Source organism: Micromonospora sp. Llam0 (genome assembly GCF_003751085.1).
Taxonomy (GTDB): Bacteria; Actinomycetota; Actinomycetes; order Mycobacteriales; family Micromonosporaceae; genus Micromonospora_E.
Map to the genome: position 1 here is coordinate 38,748 of NZ_RJJY01000001.1, position 18,788 is coordinate 57,535.

The following is an 18,788-nucleotide window of genomic DNA, read 5'->3' on the forward strand; positions in this document are numbered from 1 at the left end:
CGTCGCTGCTGGAGCCGCTAGACTCGGCGACTGCGAAGGGGAGTAGCTCCCAACATCGCGGTCGACACACTGGTGCTGCGCACCCGGCCGCGGCGACCCGGCGGTACGTCGGGTGGGCGAGACCTTCGACCCAGGCTGCAGCAGCCGGGTCGAGGTCCGCGTGCCACGATCCGGCCCCGACCGGATGAGAGGCACCATGGACGGCTTCCTTGCCGCGACCGTGATCAGCTTCGGCGTGATCTTCGTCGCCGAGCTGGGCGACAAGTCACAGCTGATGGCGTTGACCTTCGCCACCCGATTCAGGACCTGGCCGGTGCTGGTCGGCATCACCGCGGCCACCGCCGTCGTGCACCTGGTGTCGGTCGCCCTGGGGTACGGCCTCGGCGTGGCCCTGCCCACCGGCTGGATCGCGCTGGCCGCCGCGCTGGCGTTCATCGGGTTCGGCTTCTGGACGCTGCGCGGCGACACCCTGACTGATGAGGAGTCCCGCCGGGCGCAGCGGACCACCAGGACGGCGGTGATCGCCGTGTTCACCGCCTTCTTCCTGGCTGAGCTGGGGGACAAGACGATGCTGGCCACGATCACGTTGGCCACCCGGCACGGCTGGTTCGGCACCTGGCTCGGCTCCACGCTCGGCATGGTCGCGGCCGACGCGCTGGCCATCGTGGTGGGCCGGCTGCTCGGCAGGCGGCTTCCCGAGCGGGTGATCGCGTACGGGGCGGCCGCGCTGTTCTTCGTGTTCGGCTGCTGGCTGCTGGTCGAGGCGGTCGTCGAACTGGCCGGCTGACCCGGTGCCCCGGCTGACCCTGCGCCCCTGCGCCCCGGCTGACCCGGCGCCCGTCGGCGTCGGCCGGGAGCACGGCAACACGCGTACCGACGGGCGGTCCTGGGTACCTTGAGTGGTATGCAGCACTTCACGATCGCCACCGTCGCTGAGCAGAGCACCGATTTCCGTCGGGTGCTCTGGACGGGTGAGCACTCCCAGCTTGTAATCATGACCATTCCGCCGGGCGGCGAGATCGGCGAGGAGGTCCACGAGGACATCGACCAGATCCTCACCTTCGTCAGCGGTGTCGGCGAAGCGCTGGTGGCCGGCGAGCGGCGGGCCGTCGCCGCCGGTGACCTGGTCGCCGTGCCGGCCGGCACCAAGCACAACTTCGTCAACACCGGCCCCAACCCACTGGTGCTCTACACCGTCTACGGCCCGCCGGAGCACGCCGACGGTGCGGTACACCACACCAAGGAGGAGGCGGACGCGGCGGAGGAGTCCGGCCAGGACGAGCCACCCACGTCGTGACGGCGGCCTCCGCCGTACGCCTCGGCTACCCGGTGGCGGGCCGGTTCAGCCCTCTGTCGCCCCGTTGAGCAGTGACGGATCGCGTCGGATCAGCTCCGCCAGGCGGGCCGCCGGACCGTCCTGGGCGGGTCGCCCGCGTGGCGGCCACTCCGGTGGACGCCCGGCGGTCGGCACCCCGGGCGCCGCCGGGTCGCCGGACGGCGGGTTCGGCCCCGCCGCGGGCGTACCGCCGTCGACCGTCACCTGCACCCGGCCGTCCCGGTTGCCGACGGTGAGCTGCACGGCCTGACCGCCGTGGGTGAGGTGGACCGTCGCGGTCAACCCAGGGTGGCGCTCCACCACCTGCCGGACCGCCGCAGCGATCTCGTGCGCCGCCGACGCCGTCCGGTCGCTGCCCTGGCTGACCCGCTTCTGCAGCTGGTCGCGTCGGGCGAGCCGGGCGAGCGCGTCGTCCAGGTCACCACGCATCTGTCCTCCTCTGCTACCACCTCAGGATGGCTGACTCCGTACCGCTCGGTCCAGCGCCCGGTCCAGAACCACCAGCAGGGCGTCCCGGACCGACAGCCGGTCGCGGGCGTCGTACGCGACGACCGGAACGGCCGGGCCGGTCGCCAACGCCCACCTGACCTCGTCAATGCTATGACCAAGGCGGCCGTTGAAGGTATTTACTCCCACCACGAACGGCAGCCCGGCCCGCTCGAAGTAGTCGACGGCGGGGTAGCAGTCGTCCAGGCGTGAGCTGTCCACCACGACGAGTGCACCCAACGCCCCCCGGGCCAGGTCGTCCCACATGAACCCGAAGCGGGTCTGGCCCGGGGTGCCGAACAGGTACAGCTTCAGACTCCGGTCGATCGTGACACAGCCGAAGTCCATCGCGACTGTCGTGGTGGTCTTGCCGGACTCTGGGCCGGGGTCGTCGACCCCGACGGAGACGGCGGTCATCTCCGCCTCGGTGGTCAGCGGGACGATCTCGGAGATGGCCCCGACGGTGGTGGTCTTGCCGACCCCGAAGCCGCCCGCCACGACGATCTTGACCGGAATCGGCGCGGTCCGGGGTGCGGCGCGGTGCCGGGCTGTCGGGGGCGGTCCGGCGGTCGGACGGTCAGGAGATGGCACGTAGTCCACGGATCACTCGCAGGATGGTGTCGGCATCGGCAGGGGCGTCGACGTCGGGTACGTGGACGTCGAGATGGGCGGAGGCGCGGAGGTCGCCGACGAGTACCCGGGTCACCCCCAGGTGCAGCCCCAGCCGGGCGGACAGTTCCGCGACGGAGATCGGGTCGGCGGCGAGCGCGATGATCGCCCGTAGTTCCGGGGCCAGGCCGGATACCGGAGGGCCGGGGTCGAACGGGTCCGGTATCCGGGCGGTCACCTGCGTCTCCAGGTTGATGTTCGGGTCCGCCCCGGTGACCCGGCCGGCGGTCAGCACGAACGGCCGCAGTGTCGTCGGCGTGGCGTCGCCGCCCGACCGGTCCGGCCCGCCGCTGTCGGATCCGCCGGCGCCGGGCGGACCCCCGCCCGCCGCCGGGGTGTCACCCGACGGCGGGGTACGCAGGTAGGGGCGGATCCGCGGCCGCGGATCGACCGGCTCGTCCGCCCCGTACGGCGGTCGGGTCACGACTGGACGGAGTTCTTCAACTCGGCGATCAGCCGGGGAGTGAGCGGGCCACCGGCGCGCCCGGCGAACAGGGTCATCTCGTAGGCGACGGTGCCAAGGCTGGCCGAGCGGTCGGCGATCACCCCCAGCACCGACCCGGAGCTGATCGAACTGACCAGCAGGTAGCCATCGGCCATGTCCACCACCACCCGGTTCAGCGTGCCGAGTGAGTACCAGTTCGCCGCACCACCGGCCAGGCTGGTCATGCCGGACACCACCGCCGCCAGCCGCTCGGCGTTGGCCCGGTCCTGGATCGCGGACATGGCCATCAGCAGTCCGTCGGAGGATACCGCGATGGCTTCGCGGACACCGGCTGTGCTGGAGGTGAACGAGTCCAGCAGCCAGTTGAAGGTCTGCGCTTCGGCGCTCAGCGAGCCGTTGCCGTTGCCGGCCGGGGCCGTCGGGCGTTCTGCGGTGTCCGGCGTGTAGGGACTGTTCATCGGATTCCTTCCGTGGATACTGCGGCCTTCAGGTCGGGGAGGAAACGGAACTCCTGCGGAGCAGGGCAGGCAAAGCCGATCCGCCGCCGAGGCGGATCGGCGTCCACCCCACACGCCACCCCACGGCTCACGACCGAATCGCTAGACTGTGGACTGTGTCCAGGACCGTGAAGCGGGCGTTCAGGTACCGCTTCCACCCCACCCCGGAGCAGGCCGCCGAGCTCGCCCGGACGTTCGGCTGTGTCCGGCTGGTCTACAACATGGCCCTGGCCGCCCGCAGCGAGGCGTGGACCCAACGCCAGCAACGGGTCACCTACAACGCCACCTCGGCGATGCTCACCGCGTGGAAGAAGACCGACGACCTCGCGTTCCTCAACGACGTCTCCTGCGTCCCTCTGCAGCAGGCGCTGCGGCACCTGCAGACCGCGTTCACCAACTTCTGGGCGAAACGGGCCCGGTACCCGACGTTCAAGTCGAGGAAGCGGTCGCGTCGGTCGGCGGAGTACACCGCCAGCGCGTTCCGGTGGCGCGACGGCCGGCTGACCCTGGCGAAGATGTCCGAACCGTTGGACATCGTCTGGTCCCGACCGTTGCCGGAGGGCGCGGCGCCGTCGACGGTGACCGTGTCGCAGGACCCGGCGGGCCGCTGGTTCGTCTCCCTGCTCTGCGACGACCGGATCGAACCGGCCCCGGCCACCACCGCCGTGGTGGGGGTCGACGCCGGCCTCGACAGCCTGTTCACCCTGTCCACCGGGGAGAAGATCCCCAACCCGAAGCACGAACGCCGCGACCGCGATCGGCTGGCCCGTGCCCAGCGGAACCTCGCACGCAAGGCCAAAGGTTCGGCGAACCGGGCCAAGGCCCGCCTGACGGTGGCCCGGGTTCATGCCCGGATCGCCGACCGCCGCCGCGATCACCTGCACAAGTTGACCACTCGGCTCGTTCGTGAAACCCAAACGATCGTGATCGAGGACCTGACCGTCCGCACCATGATGGCCAACCACAGTCTGGCCCGCGCCGTCTCCGACGCGGGCTGGCGGCGGTTCCGCAGCATGCTGGGGTACAAGGCGGACTGGTACGGCCGGGACCTGGTGGTCGTGGACCGCTGGTTCCCGTCGACCCGACTGTGCTCCGCGTGTGGCGTACTGGCCGAGCGGATGCCGTTGACGGTCCGGTCGTGGACCTGCCGGTGCGGGCAGGCCCACGACCGGGATGTCAACGCGGCCCGCAACATTCTCGCGGAGGGGCTCTCCGTGATTGCCTGTGGAGGCGGTGTAAGACCTCACCGGGAGTCCTCCTCTCGGACGGGGCGGTCGTCGGTGAAACAGGAACCCCCTGGGGCGACCCAGGGAATACCCGTCCTTTAGGGCGGGGAGGATTGTCAACCGTGCGTTCCTTTGCTGCCGTGCTGGAAGGTGGTGGTGATCTCGTTGAGCGCGCGTTGAACGCCCGTCTCGAATTCGTCCAGGGACTCCTTGGCCTGCTGTGGGTCCGGTGGCCAGGGCTGGCGGTTGCCGGGGGATGCGCTGGCCGGCGGCGGGTCGGGCAGGCTCGCGCCGGGCACCCGCTGGGTGAGGCGGTCCGACCCGGCGACCGTCGAGTCCTGCGCCACCTCCCGCTGTGCCCGCCGTACCCCGGCCTCGAACTCCTCCAGCAGCGCTCGTGCGGCGACCGGGTCGGCCGGTGCGTCGCTGAGCGCCGCCGGTCCGCCGCCGACCGGGTGCTGGGCGCCGGGAACGCGTTGCCGCAGCGGCCCACGTCCGACCGGCTCGGCGGCCGGCGCCGCCGTTGGCTGGTCCGGCGCCCCGGCAGGTTCGACCGCCGTGCCGAACGCGTTCCACGGGGTGCCGGTGCCAAGTGACCGGGTGGCCCGCTGCACCGCCGACGAGTCGAAGCTGGCGCCGGAGCCGTCCGGTCCGCCGGTGCGGACGCTGGCCCGGGCGACGGTCCGGTCCGGACGGAGCCCGCTGGCGCCCGTCGGCGTCGCGGCCGCCGGCCGGTCCCCGGGCGGGGTGTCCCCGGGCGGTCCGCCCGGTGCGGTGCCGATCAGCACCGCGTCGGCCGGGACCGTGCCGGGCAGCGGCGCGATGGTGGGCGCGATCGCTGGTGACCGGCCGGTGGAACCGGCGGCCACGGCCCGTCCGGGGGCGCCGGCGGCCGGCACGATCAGGTCCGGTCCCAGGTCGACCGTCACCGTGACCCCGCCGCCCGGCGTGGCGGTCAGCTCGACCGCCATCGCATGCCGGCGGGCGAGTCGGCCGACCACGAACAGTCCGAGGACCTCGGTCGGTACCAGGTCGAGCCGTTCCCGTCTGGTCAGCCGGGCGTTCTCCTCGGCCAGTCGCTCCGGGGACAGCCCGAGCCCACGGTCGATGACATTGACCCGCAGACCGTCGTCGAGCGGTCCGGCGGTCACGGTCACCCGGGTGTGCGGCGGCGAGAAGACGGTGCCGTTCTCCATCAGCTCGGCCAGCAGCAGCACCAGATCGGCGATGACCGACGGTTGCAGGGCGTACCCGGCTGGTGCCTGCACGTCGACCCGGGTGTAGTCCTCGATCTCACCGAGAGCGAGCCGGATGACGTCGGAGACCGGCAGCGGGGCCATGTGCTCCTCGGCGCCGGTCGCGCCGGAGAGCACCACCAGGCTGCCGGCGTTGCGCCGCAGCCGGCTGGAGACGTGGTCGAGCCGGTAGAGATGCTGCAGCCGGTGCGGGTCGGTCTCCTCCCGCTCCAGCCGGTCGATGATCGCCAACTGGCGGCCCACCAGGTTCTGGGTCCGCCGTCCGACGTGGCCGAACATCTGCGCCACGTTGCGTCGGCTCGACACCTGCCGTTCGACGAGCCGGGCGGCGGTCTGCTGGACCCGCTCGAAGGCGCGGGCCAGGTCGCCGATCTCGTCGGTGGCGGTCACCTCGACCGGGTCGAGGCGCACCGGGTCGGGGCGTTCCGACTCGTCGTCGGCCACCCGTACCAGCTCCGCCTCGGCGAGCCGGGCGACACGGTCGGCCGAGAAGGTGAGCCTGGCCAGCGGCTGGGCGACCGACCGGGCCACGTACAGGCTCAACGCGACGACCACCAGCAGGACCAACAGCGCCCCGGCCACCACGCTGTACGCGGTGAGCAGGACCTGTTCCTGCCGTCGGGTCACGTCGACCGTGACGTCGATGACGATCTTGCGCTCGACGAACCGGCCGAGGGCGATCAGTGACTCCAACGACGGGAACAACGTGGCCACGGACAGACCGGCCAGCACCTGCGCCGGGTCGACCGGGGAGCCGTCCTGCGTGCCGGCCTGTGACGCGTCGCTGAATCCGCTGCCGAGCCGCTGGTCGAGCGCCTCCTCGACCAGGCTGTAGAGGGCCACCTGGTCGGCGGTGGCGAAACGGCTGAACCGGGCGGCGTTCTCCTGAGTGGTGACCAGGCTCAGCGCGTACCGGGTGGCGGCCTGTGGGTCGCCGGACCCGACCACCAGCAGCATGTGGGCCGCCCCGGCGCTGATCGCGGCGTCCAGCCGCAGCGCGGCGTCCAGTGCCACGATCTGGCGTCCCTCGGGGGTGGCGACGTCGGCCGAGTCGACCAACTTCAACCCGTCGAGCAGCCGCTCGATGAGATCGCCGTACGCGGTCATCACCTGATCGCTGTCGGCGGTGCGGTCGCGTACCGCGGCCCGGGTCTCGGCCAGGCCGTCCACCGCGTCGACCGCCGCGGCCAGTTCGGCGTCGAGCTGGCCACCCAGCTCGGCCCGGATGTCGGCGATCCGGTCGGTGATGGCCGCCTCCTGCAACACCAGCCGGGACCGGTCCACACTGTCCAGCAGGTAGCCGATCGCCAGCAGACGTTCCTGCTGCAGGTCCTGGGCGAGCGAGCCGATCCGGCCACCGGTCTGCACGGCACGGACCGTGTCGGCGGCCCGGCCGGCCAGCGCGGCGCGGTCGATCACGATCGGCACCGCCAGGGCAGCGACCGCGATCAGCGGGATCATGACCAGCAGGGCCAGTTTTCCCCGGATCCGGAGCCTATCGAGCAGCAACGGTCGGCCCCCATCGTCCGGTGCCCGGGGCGGCGGTGCCGGCGGGCGCGCCGCCGTGCGCCGTCGGGTCGAGTTCCGGCCAGCGGTTCGGCTGGTCCGCCGGGTCCGGACGGGACTCGGCCGGTCCCGGCGGGTGGTCGGTCCCGGCATGGCCGGTCGGCCCGGCACCGGTGCGGCCGGCGGTCGACGTGGGCTGACCGAGGTAGGCGATGATCATCGGGGCTACGGCCAGGGCGAAGGCCACCACGAGGGCACCGACCGAGGCCCACTGGCCGCGTTGCAGGGCGCTGATCCGGTCGGCGATCAGACCGTCCAGTTCGGCGAGCATCGTGCCGGCGAGTTCGGCCGCCGCCACCTGGGCGTCGCCGCGGAGCCCGATGAGCGGACCCAGGTCGGGCAGCGTGCCCCCGCCGCCCGGTGCGGCGGATCCGCTGCCGGACACGACGTCCGCGGTGTTCACTGCGGCGGCGGCCGCGGCCAGGGTGTCCATGCTGCGCCGGAACCGGTCGACCTGGGTGAGCAGGTTGCTGCTCATCGTCCGGCTGTCGGTGCTCTCCACTGCGGCCTGGACGTTGTCGGCCAGGTCGCTGGCGGGGGATAGCACGTCGCCGGCCGCGCTGATCAGCTCGACCAGCGCCAAGGGCCGGTCCTGTGCCGGCCGGGTCGGCAGCAGCACGGCGAGGTCCGCGAAGCGTCCGGTGGCGACGATCGCCTCCGGCAACTCCTCGGCCGCACCGTCCTGCAGGTGGTAGGCGTCGCCTTCCGGATCTCGGATCAGGTTCGAGCTCTCCCGGACCCGGTCGTACTGGGCCAACAGCAGGTCGGTGGCCTGGCGGTACGCGTCGAAGGCTTCGGCCGGCCGGCTGAACTGCCGGTCTGACAGGGCTTCCACGGTGGAGCGGAGCGTCGCCCACCGTTGCTGGGCCCGTAGTGACGCGCCGATCCGCTGGTCGACCTCGGTGACCGCGTCGAGGGCCCGAAGCAGCGCCTCGTCGTTGATCGGCTGACCAGCGACGGCCGCTGACTGCGCGTCGACCAGGGCCACGGTCAACTCGTTGAGCGCGCCGAGATATGCCACGCCCTCGCGCTCGCGTTCGGCGAAGGTGATGTCCGCCGAGGTGCCGCGCCACAACTGCGTGAACAGCACGCAGACCGGTACGAGCATCAATACGGTGATGGCCGATCGGAGCAGCGCCCCGTCGAGCCATCGCTTCCGGCGCACGGCGTCCTGTGCGGGTCGCCGTGCGGCATTGTGTGCAGGTTGCATCGCCCACCCCCCTGGCGGTAGCAGCGAATTACGGCGGACAGCGTCGAGTGCGCAGGATCGCGTCGTTCGTACGGCCCGCCGGCAGGGAAAGATAGTTTCCCTGCCGGCGGGCCGGAACCATCCGTGAGGCCGCCAGTCGCGCACCGTACGGTCGACTCGACCCCTTCGTGCGAAGGTGACTACGGGCAGTGAGAATCCGTCGTTCAGCAACCGTTTTCTGTCTGATATGTTGCTTATGTCGGAATCAACGGCATCTGCGGGTGGCCAACCGAATGGGTATTGGTATCGGGCAGACTGTCGGATCGGCGCTGGTCGACACGGCTTACCCTACTATCGGGTAACGGCTAATCGACCGGACCGCTGACCGGCGGAGCCTCCCCTTCGCCCAGCAGATCGAGCACCAGCGCCGCGGTCCAGCTGAATGCCGCCGAGCCGACCCCGTCGCCGGTCTCCGGGTGGAAATACTCGTAGTAACCGGACCGGCGAACCAGCTCCAGCATTGCGTCACGCAGCGTTTCGGCCTGATCCAGATGGCCATGCTCACGAAGTCCCCGACGGAGCAGCCAGTTGATGTTGATCCACACCGGTCCGCGCCAGTAGCGCACCGGGTCGAAGTCGGCGGCGGACCGATCGTAGCTGGCCACCGGCATCGACGCCGACAGCCCGAACCGACTCGAACCGGCCGCCGCCACCAACGCCGCGACCCGGTCTGGCGGTAGGCCGGGCAGGATCAACGGGACCAGTCCGCTCACGCAGCGTGCCGGACTGAGCCGTCCGGTCCGGACATCCCGGGCGTGGTACATACCGGTCCGTGGGTTCCACAGTTGGTCGTCGAGCGCCCGGGTGATCCGCGCGGCCCGGTCCAGGTGGACCGCTGGATCGGCGCCGACCACGGCGGCGATCCGGGCGAGCGCGTGTTCGGCGGCGGCCAGCAACGCGTTGAAGGTCGGGCACTCGACCACGAAGTCGTGGCGGGCGGCGAGGTCGTCGTCCCGGTAGCCGCCGTCGCGGTACCCGAGCGCCAGCGCGACGAACCGGGCGTAGTCCTCATCGGTCGGCCGGTGGGCCGCCGCGGCCACCCGGTTGTCATGCCGCTGCCGCCCGACGAGCACGCCGAGGTCGGCCGGTACGGCGGCCAGCGCCGCATCCCAGGCCGGGCTGTTGTCCAGGCCGGACTCCCACGGGTGCACGATGCTGGCCAGTCCGTTCCCGCCGGCGTCGCGACAGCTCGACAGGTAGTCCTGGGCGGCGACCAGCCGGGGGTAGAACCAGCGCAGCTCAGCTTCCGCCTGCGGCCCCGGTGCCCGTTGGTAGATCTCCCAGACCGCGAGGGCGTGGGCGGGTGGCTGGACGATGCCGGTGCCGTCCGGGTGCCCGGGACGACGCAGCGGCACCTGCCAGAACCCCGGTCCGGGGAAGTAGTCGCGTTCGGCGACGTCGGGGTCGAAGACGATGTGCGGGACCCGTCCGTCCGGCCACTGCGCCAGGAACAGGCTGCGCAGGTCGTGCCAGGCCCGGTCGGGGTCGATCCGGGCCAGGCCGATCGCGATGAACGCCGCGTCCCAGCTCCACTGGTGCGGGTAGAGGGTGCGCGACGGCACGGTGTGGTTGCGCGACCAGTTGGCGTCGAGTACGGCTCTGGCCATGTGCCACAGGTCGGCGGGTGTGCGTTCGGTGAGTTGTCCGGCCGGCGGCCGGTCCACGACCGGGAGGCTCGCCATGGCCGTGTGGGCGGTGCTGATACTGCTCATTCTTCCGTCCTGGTCAATCTCCTGCCGGGCCGTCGGCCAGGCAGGAACCACCGCCAGCGGTGGGGTGGTAACGACGAATGTACGCGCGGTGAACAGCATGTGCCCTTGTCGCCGACGGCGGTAGGGTCCGTCGGCTACCGGACGATGAGTCGTCCGGTCAAGGAATACGGGCAGGTCGAAGGGGGTAGGCGGGGAGGATGGCGACGCATGGTGAGCAAGCTGTGGCGACTCTGCCGTCCGGGGCCGGGATGCCGCTGCTCGGGTTCGGCACCTGGCAGGCGTCGGGCGACGCCGGGTACCAGGCGGTCCGGGTGGCGTTGGACGCCGGCTACCGGCACGTCGATACCGCCACGATGTACGGCAACGAGGCCGAGGTCGGCCGGGCGATCAAGGACAGCGGAATCGCCCGGGACGAGATCTTCGTCACCACCAAGCTGCCACCCGAGCGGGTCGGGCGGGAGGCGGAGACGCTGGCCGCGAGCCTGGCCGCGCTGGGCACCGAGTACGTCGACCTGTGGCTGATCCACTGGCCACCGGGCGGTGGTGCCGGCGTGCCGACCTGGCGCGAGTTCGTCGCCCACCGGGACGCCGGTGCGGTCCGGACGATCGGTGTCTCCAACTACGGCCTCGACCAGATCGACGAACTGACCGAGCGGACCGGGGTGGTGCCGGCGGTCAACCAGGTGCCGTGGGCGCCGGCGATGCACGATCCGCGTACGGTGGCCGAGCACCGTGACCGCGGGGTGGTACTGGAGGGATACAGCCCGTTCAAGAACACCGACCTCGACGACCCGGTGCTGGCGCGGGTCGCCGCCGCCCACCAGGTGAGCCCAGCCCAGGTGGTGCTGCGCTGGCACGTCCAGCACGGCATCGTGGTGATTCCGAAGTCGGTCACGCCGGAGCGGATCCGTAGCAACGCCGACGTCTTCGGCTTCACCCTGTCCGCCGACGAGATGGCCGCGATCGACGCCCTGCGCGGCTGAGGCCCACCACCGGCGGCCGGGCGGTAGGTCGCGGCGCTGTCCGGGGTCCCGGGCCCGGCCCGCGGTGGAGGCGTCACTCGCACCGCAGCCGGGCCCGGATCCGTGGATCAGCCGGTGGTGCAGGTGGTGCCGTTGAGGGTGAAGCTGCTCGGTGAGGAGTAGCTACCGCTGTAGCTGGCCTGGTAACCGAACGAGGCGGTCGCCCCAGGGGCCAGCGTGCCGTTCCAGCCCACGTTCCGAGCGGTCACCGACGATCCGCTCTGGGTGACGGTGGCGTTCCACGAGTTGCCGACCGTCTGCCCGCCCGGCAGTTGATAGGCCAACGTCCAGCCGTTGAGGGTGCCGCCACCGGTGTTGGTGACGCGTACGTCTGCCGTGTAGCCGTTGTTCCAGGTGTTCGCCGTGTAGCTGACCCGGCACCCGCCGCCGCCCGGCGGCTGGCTGGTCGGCGGGGCGGTGGTCGGCGGGGCGCCGCCGGTGGAGACCGAGCCGGAGAAGGAGTTCACCCCGAGGCCGACGCCGCCGTTCCACGGCTCGAAGCCGGCCTGGACGCTGGTCAGATACCAGGAGTTGGTGATCTGTCCCCGGGCGCGGACGTCGGCGATGAAGTCGAGCACGTTGAAACTCCAACTGGTGATCGACGACGGGGCCAGGTAGGACACCACGTTGTTGGACCCGTTGCTGCCGGTCCAGACCTGCCAGTTGCGGCCGGCGACGGTGGCGTTGCCGACCGGGGAGCCGATCGGCTGGATGGAGCCCTGCCGGTGAAACCAGATCATGATCTCCATCTGGCTGACTCCGTTGGTACGCGGTGTCGGGTCGAGCCAGATGTCGTACGACGCGTTGTACGTCCCGTTGCTGACGTAGCGGTAGTTGATGCTGGTCGGTGCGTTGCTGATCCGGCTCACCTGGATCGGTAGGTTGGTGCCGGGGGAGCAGTTGGTGTAGTGGCAGCCGTAGAAGATCGACGGGTACGACACCGGCGCGCCGTTGGTCGGCGAGCTGCCCTGCTGCGAGGTGACCGAGAACCCGTTGTCGGTGACGTTGATGCACTGTTCGGCGGTGGTGCCCCAGCGGTTGTTCTGCACCACGTAGCGGCCCTGGATGGTGGTGCTGCCGTACTGTTCGCAGATCACCGTGTCGGCCTGGGCGGGCGTGGCGGCGACCACGGTGACGATGCCGCCGGTGAGCAGCAGGAGGGCTGCTGCGGCGGCGCGGATTGGACGTCTCATCGTGCTCCTTGTGTCCGTGAAGACGGCGGGTACGAACCAACGTCGCGGGAGCGCTCCCATCACGCTAGAGCACATTGACATATGTGAAAAGAGTCAGTGGGCGATCAGCCCGCGGGCGGCGGCCACCTGGTCGGCGGCGGCCCGCAGCGCCTCGACCATCCGGGCCTCGCCGGTGGCGTCGATCCGGGTCGCCGGAACGGACAGGCTGATCGCGTCGGCGGCCGGTCGGCGCAGTGGCATCGCCATCGCCAGGCAGACGATCCCCTCGGTGTTCTCTTCCCGGTCCACGGCCCAGCCCTGGGCGCGGACCTCGGCCAGCGCGGCGTGCAGGGCGGCCGGGTCGGTGATGGTACGCCGGGTCATCCGGCGCAACGGCCAGCTCAGCAGCTGGTCGACGGTGTCGTCCGGATGTTCGGCGAGCAGCGCCTTGCCCAGCGCGGTGGCGTGCGCCGGCAGGTGCCGGCCGATCGCGCTGTACAGCCGCAGCGGGTGCACCGACTCGCGCTTGGCCAGGTAGACCACGTGCGGGCCGTCCAGCCGGCCGAGATGGACGGTCTCACCGAACTGCCCGGCCAGCGCGTCGAGCACGCCGTCCAGCAGGCTGACCGCGTTGTCGGCGGCCAGGTACGCCGCGCCCACCTGCAGCGCCCGTACGCCCAGGCCGAACCGGGTGCCGGTGGGATCGGTCTCCACCCAGCCGCGATGCGCCATCGTGCGCAGGATCCCGTGCAGGCTGCTCTTCGGGATCTGCAGGACCCGCGCCAGTTCGCCGAGGGACCGGCGGTCAGGGGTGGCTGCCAGCGCCTCCAGCACCTCCAACGTCCGGCCGGCGGACTTCACCGGCTGGAAACCCTCGTGCGCCGCCATGGCGGTCACTCTAGCCAGCGCCGCACCCGGTTGACAGCGATCTGCCACCGAGTATGGTCACGTACGTGACCGATGTTCATGATGCTGAACGCGATCCGGCCGGCCGCGAGGCCGACCAGGGCGCGCGCGACGGCGGCGACGTCGTCGCGGTGATCGGTGCCGGGCGGATCCTTCCGGTGGTCGTCCTGGCCGATCCGGCAGGTGCCGCGCCACTGGCCGAGGCGCTGCTCGCCGGCGGGCTGCGTACCGCCGAAGTGACCTTCCGCACCCCGGCGGCGGCGGACGCCATCGCGGCGATGGCCGGGCACCCCGGCATGCTGGTCGGCGCCGGCACCGTGCTCACCGTCGAGCAGGTCGACCGGGCGGTCGACGCCGGTGCCCGGTTCGTGGTCAGCCCTGGCTTCGGACCCGCCGTCGTCCGCCGCTGCCAGGAGCTCGACCTGCCGGTCTTCCCCGGGGTGTCCAGCGCCACCGAGATCCAGATGGCCCTCGACGCCGGGCTGGACACGGTCAAGTTCTTCCCGGCCGAACAGCTCGGCGGGGTGGGCATGGTGTCCGCGCTCGCCGCGCCGTTCCGGTCGGTGCGGTTCATCCCGACCGGCGGGGTGGGCCCCGGCAACGTCGCGGACTACCTGGCCCACCCGGCGGTCCTCGCCGTCGGCGGCACCTGGATGGTCGCCCCCCGCCTGCTCGACGTCGGCGACTGGGCCGAGGTGACCCGGCTGACCGCCGCCGCGGTCGCCGCCGCCCGTGCCGCCGGCTGACCGGTCCGACCCGGCATGGATCCGACCTCGACGAGGACCGGGTCCGACCGTTGACTGAGGAGTCGTGAGATGGTCGAACAGCACCCCGCCGACCGCGCCCCGCTGCGCCCCCGACCGGCTGCCGACTGCCGCTACGACCTGGTCTCGCTCGGCGAGGTCATGCTGCGGCTGGACCCGGGGGAGGGGCGGGTGCGCACCGCCCGCAGCTTCCGGGCCTGGGAGGGCGGCGGCGAGTACAACGTCGCGCGGGGCCTGCGCCGCTGCTTCGGCCTGCGTACCGCGGTCGTCACCGCGTTCGCCGACAACGAGGTCGGCCGCCTGCTGGAGGATCTGGTGCTGCAGGGCGGCGTCGACACCGCGTACGTGCGCTGGCTGCCGTACGACGGGATCGGCCGGACCGTCCGCAACGGGCTCAACTTCACCGAGCGCGGCTTCGGGGTGCGCGGCGCGGTCGGCACCTCCGACCGGGGCAACAGCGCGGCCAGCCAGTTGCGCCCCGACGACGTCGACTGGGACCACCTGTTCGGCACCCTCGGCGTGCGTTGGCTGCATACCGGCGGCATCTACGCGGCCCTGTCGCAGACCACGCCGGACACGATCGAGGCGGCGATGACGGCCGCCCGCCGGCACGGCACGATCATCTCCTACGACCTGAACTACCGGCCCAGCCTGTGGCAGGCGGTCGGTGGACAGTCCCGGGCGCAGGAGGTCAACCGGCGGCTGGCCGGCTACGTCGACGTCATGATCGGCAACGAGGAGGACTTCACCGCGAGCCTCGGGTTCGCCGTGCCGGACACCGACGAGAGCCTCACCGAACTGGAGGTCGCCAACTTCCAGCGGATGATCACCGAGGTGACCGGGGCGTACCCGAACTTCAAGGTGGTGGCGACGACGCTGCGTACGGTGCGTTCCGCGACAGTGAACGACTGGGGCGCGGTCGCCTGGTCGGCACCGACCGGTTTCGTGTCCGCCACCCACCGGCCGGGCCTGGTGATCCTGGACCGGGTCGGCGGCGGTGACAGCTTCGCGTCCGGCCTGGTCTACGGCCTGTTGGAGCTGGGTGACCTGGCGGTCGCGGTGGAGTACGGTGCCGCGCACGGAGCGCTGGCGATGACCACCCCCGGGGACACCTCGACGGCCAGCCTCAAGGAGGTGGCGGCGCTCGCCGGTGGCGGCGGGGCGAGGGTGCGGCGCTGAGGGCCCCGCCGGCACCGGTGAGCCGTTAAGATTTCCACCGGTGGATGTTGCCCGGCGCCGTGACGGGGCGGCTTTCGCACGGAGCGAACAGGGCGGGATGGGCCTATCGCGGGCAGTGTTGCCGGCAGTAGTCTCTTGGCTTCAATGAGTGTCTATTCCCCCGGAGGCGGCGCGGACCATGGCTCAACCACCCGTGCGCGTGCTCATCGTCGGTGCCAGCGTCGCCGGGCTGGCCGTCGCCCGGGCGCTGCGGCTGGCCGGCATCCGGCCCGAGCTGGTGGAGAAGCTGGCCCCGACCGTCGTCGCCGGCGCCGGGATCTTCCTGCCCGGCAATGCCATTCGCGCGCTGCGTGAGCTTGGGCTGGACAATCCGTTGCGCCCGCTCGGCGCGGTGATCCGGCGGCAGCGATTCCTCGACGCCACCGGCGCCGAGCTGTGCTCGGTCGATCTGGAACAGCTGTGGCAGGGGGTCGGGCAGTGTCGGGCGCTGCCCCGCGCGGACCTGCACCAGGTGCTGCTCACCGGCGCCGGCGGGGAGGTGCGGTACCACACCGAGGTGTGCGACGTGGAGGTTGGCGACGAGACCACCAAGGTCGCCTTCGGTGACGGCTCCTATGCCGAGTACGACCTGGTCGTCGGCGCGGACGGGCGCCGGTCGGCGGTCCGTCGACTGACCGAGATCGGCGGCGCGCCGCACCCGGTCGGCCAGATCGCCTACCGCAGCGTGGTCAGCGGCGGTCCGGAGATCACCGAGTGGACGGCACTGCTCGGGCAACGGTCCGGCATCGCGCTCGCCCCGATGGGCTACGGCCGGGTCTACCTCTACGCCGACGAGCCGCTGCCGGCCGGCTCCGCCCCGCCCGCCGACCCGTTGGTCCGGCTCCGCCAACTCCTCGGCGACTACGGCGGGCCGGTGCCAGCGGTCCTCGACGCGGTGGAGAAGGTACAGGTGGCCGTCACCGACGAGGTGGAGCTGAGCGGCTGGTTCCGGGGCAACGTGGTGCTGGTCGGGGACGCCGCCCACGCCACCGCACCGACCCTGTCCCAGGGGGCGGCGATGGCGTTCGAGGACGCGCTGGTCCTGGCCGACGAGTTGCGTGCCGCGCCGTCGGTCGTCGAGGCGCTGGCCAGGTACGAGAGCCGGCGTCGGCCGCGTACCCAGTGGGTCCTGGACCGGACCCGGGACCGGGACCGGACCCGCGACGTCGCCCCGGTCCTGCGCGACCCGGTGCTGCGCGCCAAAGGCGGCACGATCTTCCAGGAGCACTACCGGTTGCTCGTCGACCCGGTGTGACTCGGCCACCCGGTGTGAGCCGTCCGGCAGCCCGCAGCGGGGCAGGCACCCGGCGTGCGGACCGGCGGTGAACGGGGACTATCCTGCCTGCGAGGCACGGCCAGCGGATCATCAACCCGGGCGCCGTGGGATTGACGAGAACCGGAGGCCATTCGTGACCACCGTCGCACCGAAGCCGATCGCCAGCCGGCCCTTCCCGGTCCGCAGGCCGGTCCGCGGCTCGGCCATGGCGCGGCTGCTGCGCACGACCGACGCGAAGCAGATCGGGATCATGTACATGATCACCGCCTTCGCGTTCTTCATGATCGGTGGTCTGATGGCCCTGATCATGCGTGCGGAGCTGGCCCAGCCGGGGATGCAGTTCGTCTCCCCGGAGCAGTACAACCAGCTGTTCACCATGCACGGCACGATCATGCTGTTGTTCTTCGCGACGCCGATCGTGTTCGCCTTCGCCAACTACGTTACGCCGATCCAGATCGGCGCACCGGATGTTTCCTTTCCTCGGCTGAACAGTTTCGCCTACTGGCTGTACCTGTTCGGTGGCACCTTGGCGATGGGTGGCTTCCTCACCCCGGGCGGCGCCGCCGACTTCGGCTGGTTCGCGTACACCCCGCTGAGTAGCGTCGAGCACTCCCCGGGTGTCGGCGCCAACATGTGGATCGTCGGCCTGGCGATCTCCGGTCTGGGCACCATCCTCGGCGCGGTCAACATGATCACCACGATCCTGACCCTGCGCGCGCCGGGCATGACCATGTTCCGGATGCCGATCTTCACCTGGAACATCCTGGTCACCAGCCTCCTGGTGATCATGGTCTTCCCGCTGTTGGCCGCCGCGCTGTTCGCGCTCGCCGCCGACCGGATGCTCGGTGCCCACGTGTACGCGCCGGAGACCGGCGGGCCGTTGCTGTGGCAGCACCTGTTCTGGTTCTTCGGCCACCCCGAGGTGTACATCGTCGCGCTGCCGTTCTTCGGCATCATCAGCGAGATCATCCCGGTCTTCTCCCGCAAGCCGATCTTCGGCTACAAGGGCCTGGTGGCCGCGACGATCGCGATCGCCGCGCTGTCGATGAGCGTCTGGGCGCACCACATGTTCGCCACCGGCGCGGTGCTGCTGCCCTTCTTCAGTTTCCTGAGCTTCCTGATCGCCGTGCCGACCGGCATGAAGTTCTTCAACTGGATCGGCACCCTGTGGCGGGGGCAGATCAGCTTCGAGACGCCGATGCTCTGGTCGATCGGCTTCCTGGTCACCTTCCTCTTCGGCGGTCTGTCGGGTGTGCTGCTGGCCAGCCCGCCGATCGACTTCCACGTCTCGGACTCGTACTTCGTCGTCGCCCACTTCCACTACGTGCTGTTCGGCACGATCGTGTTCGCGGTGTTCGCCGGCATCTACTTCTGGTTCCCGAAGTTCACCGGTCGGATGCTCGACGAGCGGCTGGGCCGGGTGCACTTCTGGCTGACCTTCGTCGGCTTCCACACCACCTTCCTGGTGCAGCACTGGCTCGGTGCCGAAGGCTTCCCCCGCCGGTACGCCGACTACCAGGCGATCGACGGCTGGACCACGCTGAACATGATCTCCACGGTCGGCTCGTTCGTCACCGGCATCTCCACCCTGCCGTTCCTGTACAACGTGTGGAAGTCGTACAAGGCCGGGCCGCTGGTCGAGGTCGACGACCCGTGGGGCCACGGGAACTCGCTGGAGTGGGCGACGAGCTGCCCGCCGCCGCTGCGCAACTTCGACCGGATGCCCCGGATCCGCTCCGAGCGGCCGGCGTTCGACCTGAAGTTCCCGGAGCTGGCCGCCGGCCACCACTCGGTCGCCGGCCCGCCGGAGGGCGGTGCCAAGCCGCTGACCAGCGAGTCGGACGGCGGTGCCACCTACCAGGAGGACACCGCCAGCAACATCGACCGGCGCTGACCCACGGGCGACGCTGACCGACTGACTCACACCGGCCTACGACGCGGCCCCGGGCGGAATGCGCCCGGGGCCGCGTCGTGCCTCTGGGAGCCCG

At 71.2% G+C, this 18,788-nt stretch carries 17 protein-coding genes; 8 read left to right on the top strand and 9 right to left on the bottom strand.

The annotated features are described in order from the left end of the window. Positions 1 to 196 precede the first annotated feature (196 nt). Both EDC02_RS00195 and EDC02_RS00200 read left to right on the top strand, forming a co-directional pair. Positions 197 to 787: a TMEM165/GDT1 family protein gene (locus EDC02_RS00195; protein ID WP_123604358.1), complete on the top strand. Its 591-nt coding sequence runs from the start codon at positions 197 to 199 to the stop codon at positions 785 to 787. Positions 788 to 904: 117 nt separating this feature from the next. Continuing rightward, a complete protein-coding gene (locus tag EDC02_RS00200) occupies positions 905 to 1,297 on the top strand; it encodes a cupin domain-containing protein (RefSeq protein WP_123600168.1) in 393 nt (130 codons plus the stop codon). A gap of 45 nt (positions 1,298 to 1,342) precedes the next feature. Here EDC02_RS00200 and EDC02_RS00205 read toward each other — a convergent pair whose 3' ends face one another. The 4 genes from EDC02_RS00205 to EDC02_RS00220 are packed head-to-tail and all read right to left on the bottom strand — an operon-like array spanning position 1,343 to position 3,394. Beyond that, complete coding sequence (locus tag EDC02_RS00205) at positions 1,343 to 1,765, bottom strand: hypothetical protein (RefSeq protein WP_123600169.1); 423 nt, start codon at positions 1,763 to 1,765, stop codon at positions 1,343 to 1,345. 21 nt (positions 1,766 to 1,786) lie between these two features. Continuing rightward, a complete protein-coding gene (locus EDC02_RS00210) occupies positions 1,787 to 2,422 on the bottom strand; it encodes an ATP/GTP-binding protein (protein ID WP_370461400.1) in 636 nt (211 codons plus the stop codon). Continuing rightward, positions 2,400 to 2,915 (bottom strand): DUF742 domain-containing protein, encoded by a 516-nt coding sequence (locus tag EDC02_RS00215; RefSeq protein WP_233605658.1) that lies wholly within the window; start codon positions 2,913 to 2,915, stop codon positions 2,400 to 2,402. The genes EDC02_RS00210 and EDC02_RS00215 overlap by 23 nt, the downstream gene beginning before the upstream one ends. Beyond that, complete coding sequence (locus EDC02_RS00220; RefSeq protein ID WP_123600170.1) at positions 2,912 to 3,394, bottom strand: roadblock/LC7 domain-containing protein; 483 nt, start codon at positions 3,392 to 3,394, stop codon at positions 2,912 to 2,914. Before EDC02_RS00220 ends, EDC02_RS00215 begins: the two co-directional genes overlap by 4 nt. A gap of 155 nt (positions 3,395 to 3,549) precedes the next feature. On the opposite strand from EDC02_RS00220, the gene EDC02_RS00225 reads away from it, so the two are divergent. Next, entirely contained in the window at positions 3,550 to 4,761 is a 1,212-nt protein-coding gene (locus tag EDC02_RS00225) for an RNA-guided endonuclease TnpB family protein (RefSeq protein WP_123600171.1), read from the top strand. Positions 4,762 to 4,775: 14 nt separating this feature from the next. Here the strand turns inward: EDC02_RS00225 and EDC02_RS00230 are convergent, their stop codons facing one another. From EDC02_RS00230 to EDC02_RS00240, 3 genes are all read right to left on the bottom strand, one after another. Then, entirely contained in the window at positions 4,776 to 7,424 is a 2,649-nt protein-coding gene (locus EDC02_RS00230; protein ID WP_123604361.1) for a nitrate- and nitrite sensing domain-containing protein, read from the bottom strand. Further along, positions 7,411 to 8,646 carry a hypothetical protein gene (locus EDC02_RS00235; protein WP_123600172.1) on the bottom strand — a complete coding sequence of 412 codons (1,236 nt, stop codon included), beginning with the start codon at positions 8,644 to 8,646 and terminating at the stop codon, positions 7,411 to 7,413. Before EDC02_RS00235 ends, EDC02_RS00230 begins: the two co-directional genes overlap by 14 nt. A gap of 389 nt (positions 8,647 to 9,035) precedes the next feature. Beyond that, positions 9,036 to 10,442: a trehalase family glycosidase gene (locus EDC02_RS00240; RefSeq protein ID WP_370461401.1), complete on the bottom strand. Its 1,407-nt coding sequence runs from the start codon at positions 10,440 to 10,442 to the stop codon at positions 9,036 to 9,038. 248 nt (positions 10,443 to 10,690) lie between these two features. Between EDC02_RS00240 and EDC02_RS00245 the strand changes: the two genes are divergently transcribed. Beyond that, positions 10,691 to 11,425 carry an aldo/keto reductase gene (locus tag EDC02_RS00245; protein ID WP_123600173.1) on the top strand — a complete coding sequence of 245 codons (735 nt, stop codon included), beginning with the start codon at positions 10,691 to 10,693 and terminating at the stop codon, positions 11,423 to 11,425. Between the two features lie 107 nt (positions 11,426 to 11,532). Here EDC02_RS00245 and EDC02_RS00250 read toward each other — a convergent pair whose 3' ends face one another. Together EDC02_RS00250 and EDC02_RS00255 are read right to left on the bottom strand one after the other, a co-directional pair. After that, a complete protein-coding gene (locus EDC02_RS00250; RefSeq protein ID WP_123600174.1) occupies positions 11,533 to 12,657 on the bottom strand; it encodes a cellulose binding domain-containing protein in 1,125 nt (374 codons plus the stop codon). A 93-nt stretch (positions 12,658 to 12,750) separates the two neighbouring features. Then, positions 12,751 to 13,524: an IclR family transcriptional regulator gene (locus EDC02_RS00255; RefSeq protein ID WP_233605659.1), complete on the bottom strand. Its 774-nt coding sequence runs from the start codon at positions 13,522 to 13,524 to the stop codon at positions 12,751 to 12,753. Positions 13,525 to 13,589: 65 nt separating this feature from the next. On the opposite strand from EDC02_RS00255, the gene eda reads away from it, so the two are divergent. The 4 genes from eda (at position 13,590) to ctaD (ending at position 18,694) form a co-directional block, all read left to right on the top strand. Continuing rightward, the gene (gene eda, locus EDC02_RS00260; protein ID WP_233605660.1) at positions 13,590 to 14,288 is read left to right on the top strand and encodes a bifunctional 4-hydroxy-2-oxoglutarate aldolase/2-dehydro-3-deoxy-phosphogluconate aldolase; all 699 of its coding nucleotides are present in this window, start codon (positions 13,590 to 13,592) and stop codon (positions 14,286 to 14,288) included. A gap of 69 nt (positions 14,289 to 14,357) precedes the next feature. Continuing rightward, on the top strand, positions 14,358 to 15,485 hold the full coding sequence (locus EDC02_RS00265) for a sugar kinase (protein ID WP_123600177.1): 1,128 nt from the start codon (positions 14,358 to 14,360) through the stop codon (positions 15,483 to 15,485). Positions 15,486 to 15,663: 178 nt separating this feature from the next. Further along, positions 15,664 to 16,779, top strand: a complete 1,116-nt coding sequence (locus EDC02_RS00270; protein WP_123600178.1) for an FAD-dependent monooxygenase — start codon at positions 15,664 to 15,666, stop codon at positions 16,777 to 16,779. 154 nt (positions 16,780 to 16,933) lie between these two features. Beyond that, positions 16,934 to 18,694 (top strand): cytochrome c oxidase subunit I, encoded by a 1,761-nt coding sequence (gene ctaD, locus EDC02_RS00275; protein ID WP_123600179.1) that lies wholly within the window; start codon positions 16,934 to 16,936, stop codon positions 18,692 to 18,694. Positions 18,695 to 18,788: the final 94 nt, after the last annotated feature.

What these genes read in the sequence shown, in the direction of transcription:
- EDC02_RS00270 (WP_123600178.1), top strand. Translation starts at nt 15,664, where the DNA reads ATGGCTCAACCACCCGTGCGCGTGCTCATCGTCGGTGCCAGCGTCGCC.
- EDC02_RS00220 (WP_123600170.1), bottom strand. Translation starts at nt 3,394, where the DNA reads ATGAACAGTCCCTACACGCCGGACACCGCAGAACGCCCGACGGCCCCG.
- EDC02_RS00205 (WP_123600169.1), bottom strand. Translation starts at nt 1,765, where the DNA reads ATGCGTGGTGACCTGGACGACGCGCTCGCCCGGCTCGCCCGACGCGAC.
- EDC02_RS00265 (WP_123600177.1), top strand. Translation starts at nt 14,358, where the DNA reads ATGGTCGAACAGCACCCCGCCGACCGCGCCCCGCTGCGCCCCCGACCG.
- EDC02_RS00240 (WP_370461401.1), bottom strand. Translation starts at nt 10,442, where the DNA reads ATGAGCAGTATCAGCACCGCCCACACGGCCATGGCGAGCCTCCCGGTC.
- EDC02_RS00245 (WP_123600173.1), top strand. Translation starts at nt 10,691, where the DNA reads ATGCCGCTGCTCGGGTTCGGCACCTGGCAGGCGTCGGGCGACGCCGGG.
- EDC02_RS00195 (WP_123604358.1), top strand. Translation starts at nt 197, where the DNA reads ATGGACGGCTTCCTTGCCGCGACCGTGATCAGCTTCGGCGTGATCTTC.
- EDC02_RS00250 (WP_123600174.1), bottom strand. Translation starts at nt 12,657, where the DNA reads ATGAGACGTCCAATCCGCGCCGCCGCAGCAGCCCTCCTGCTGCTCACC.
- EDC02_RS00255 (WP_233605659.1), bottom strand. Translation starts at nt 13,524, where the DNA reads ATGGCGGCGCACGAGGGTTTCCAGCCGGTGAAGTCCGCCGGCCGGACG.
- EDC02_RS00200 (WP_123600168.1), top strand. Translation starts at nt 905, where the DNA reads ATGCAGCACTTCACGATCGCCACCGTCGCTGAGCAGAGCACCGATTTC.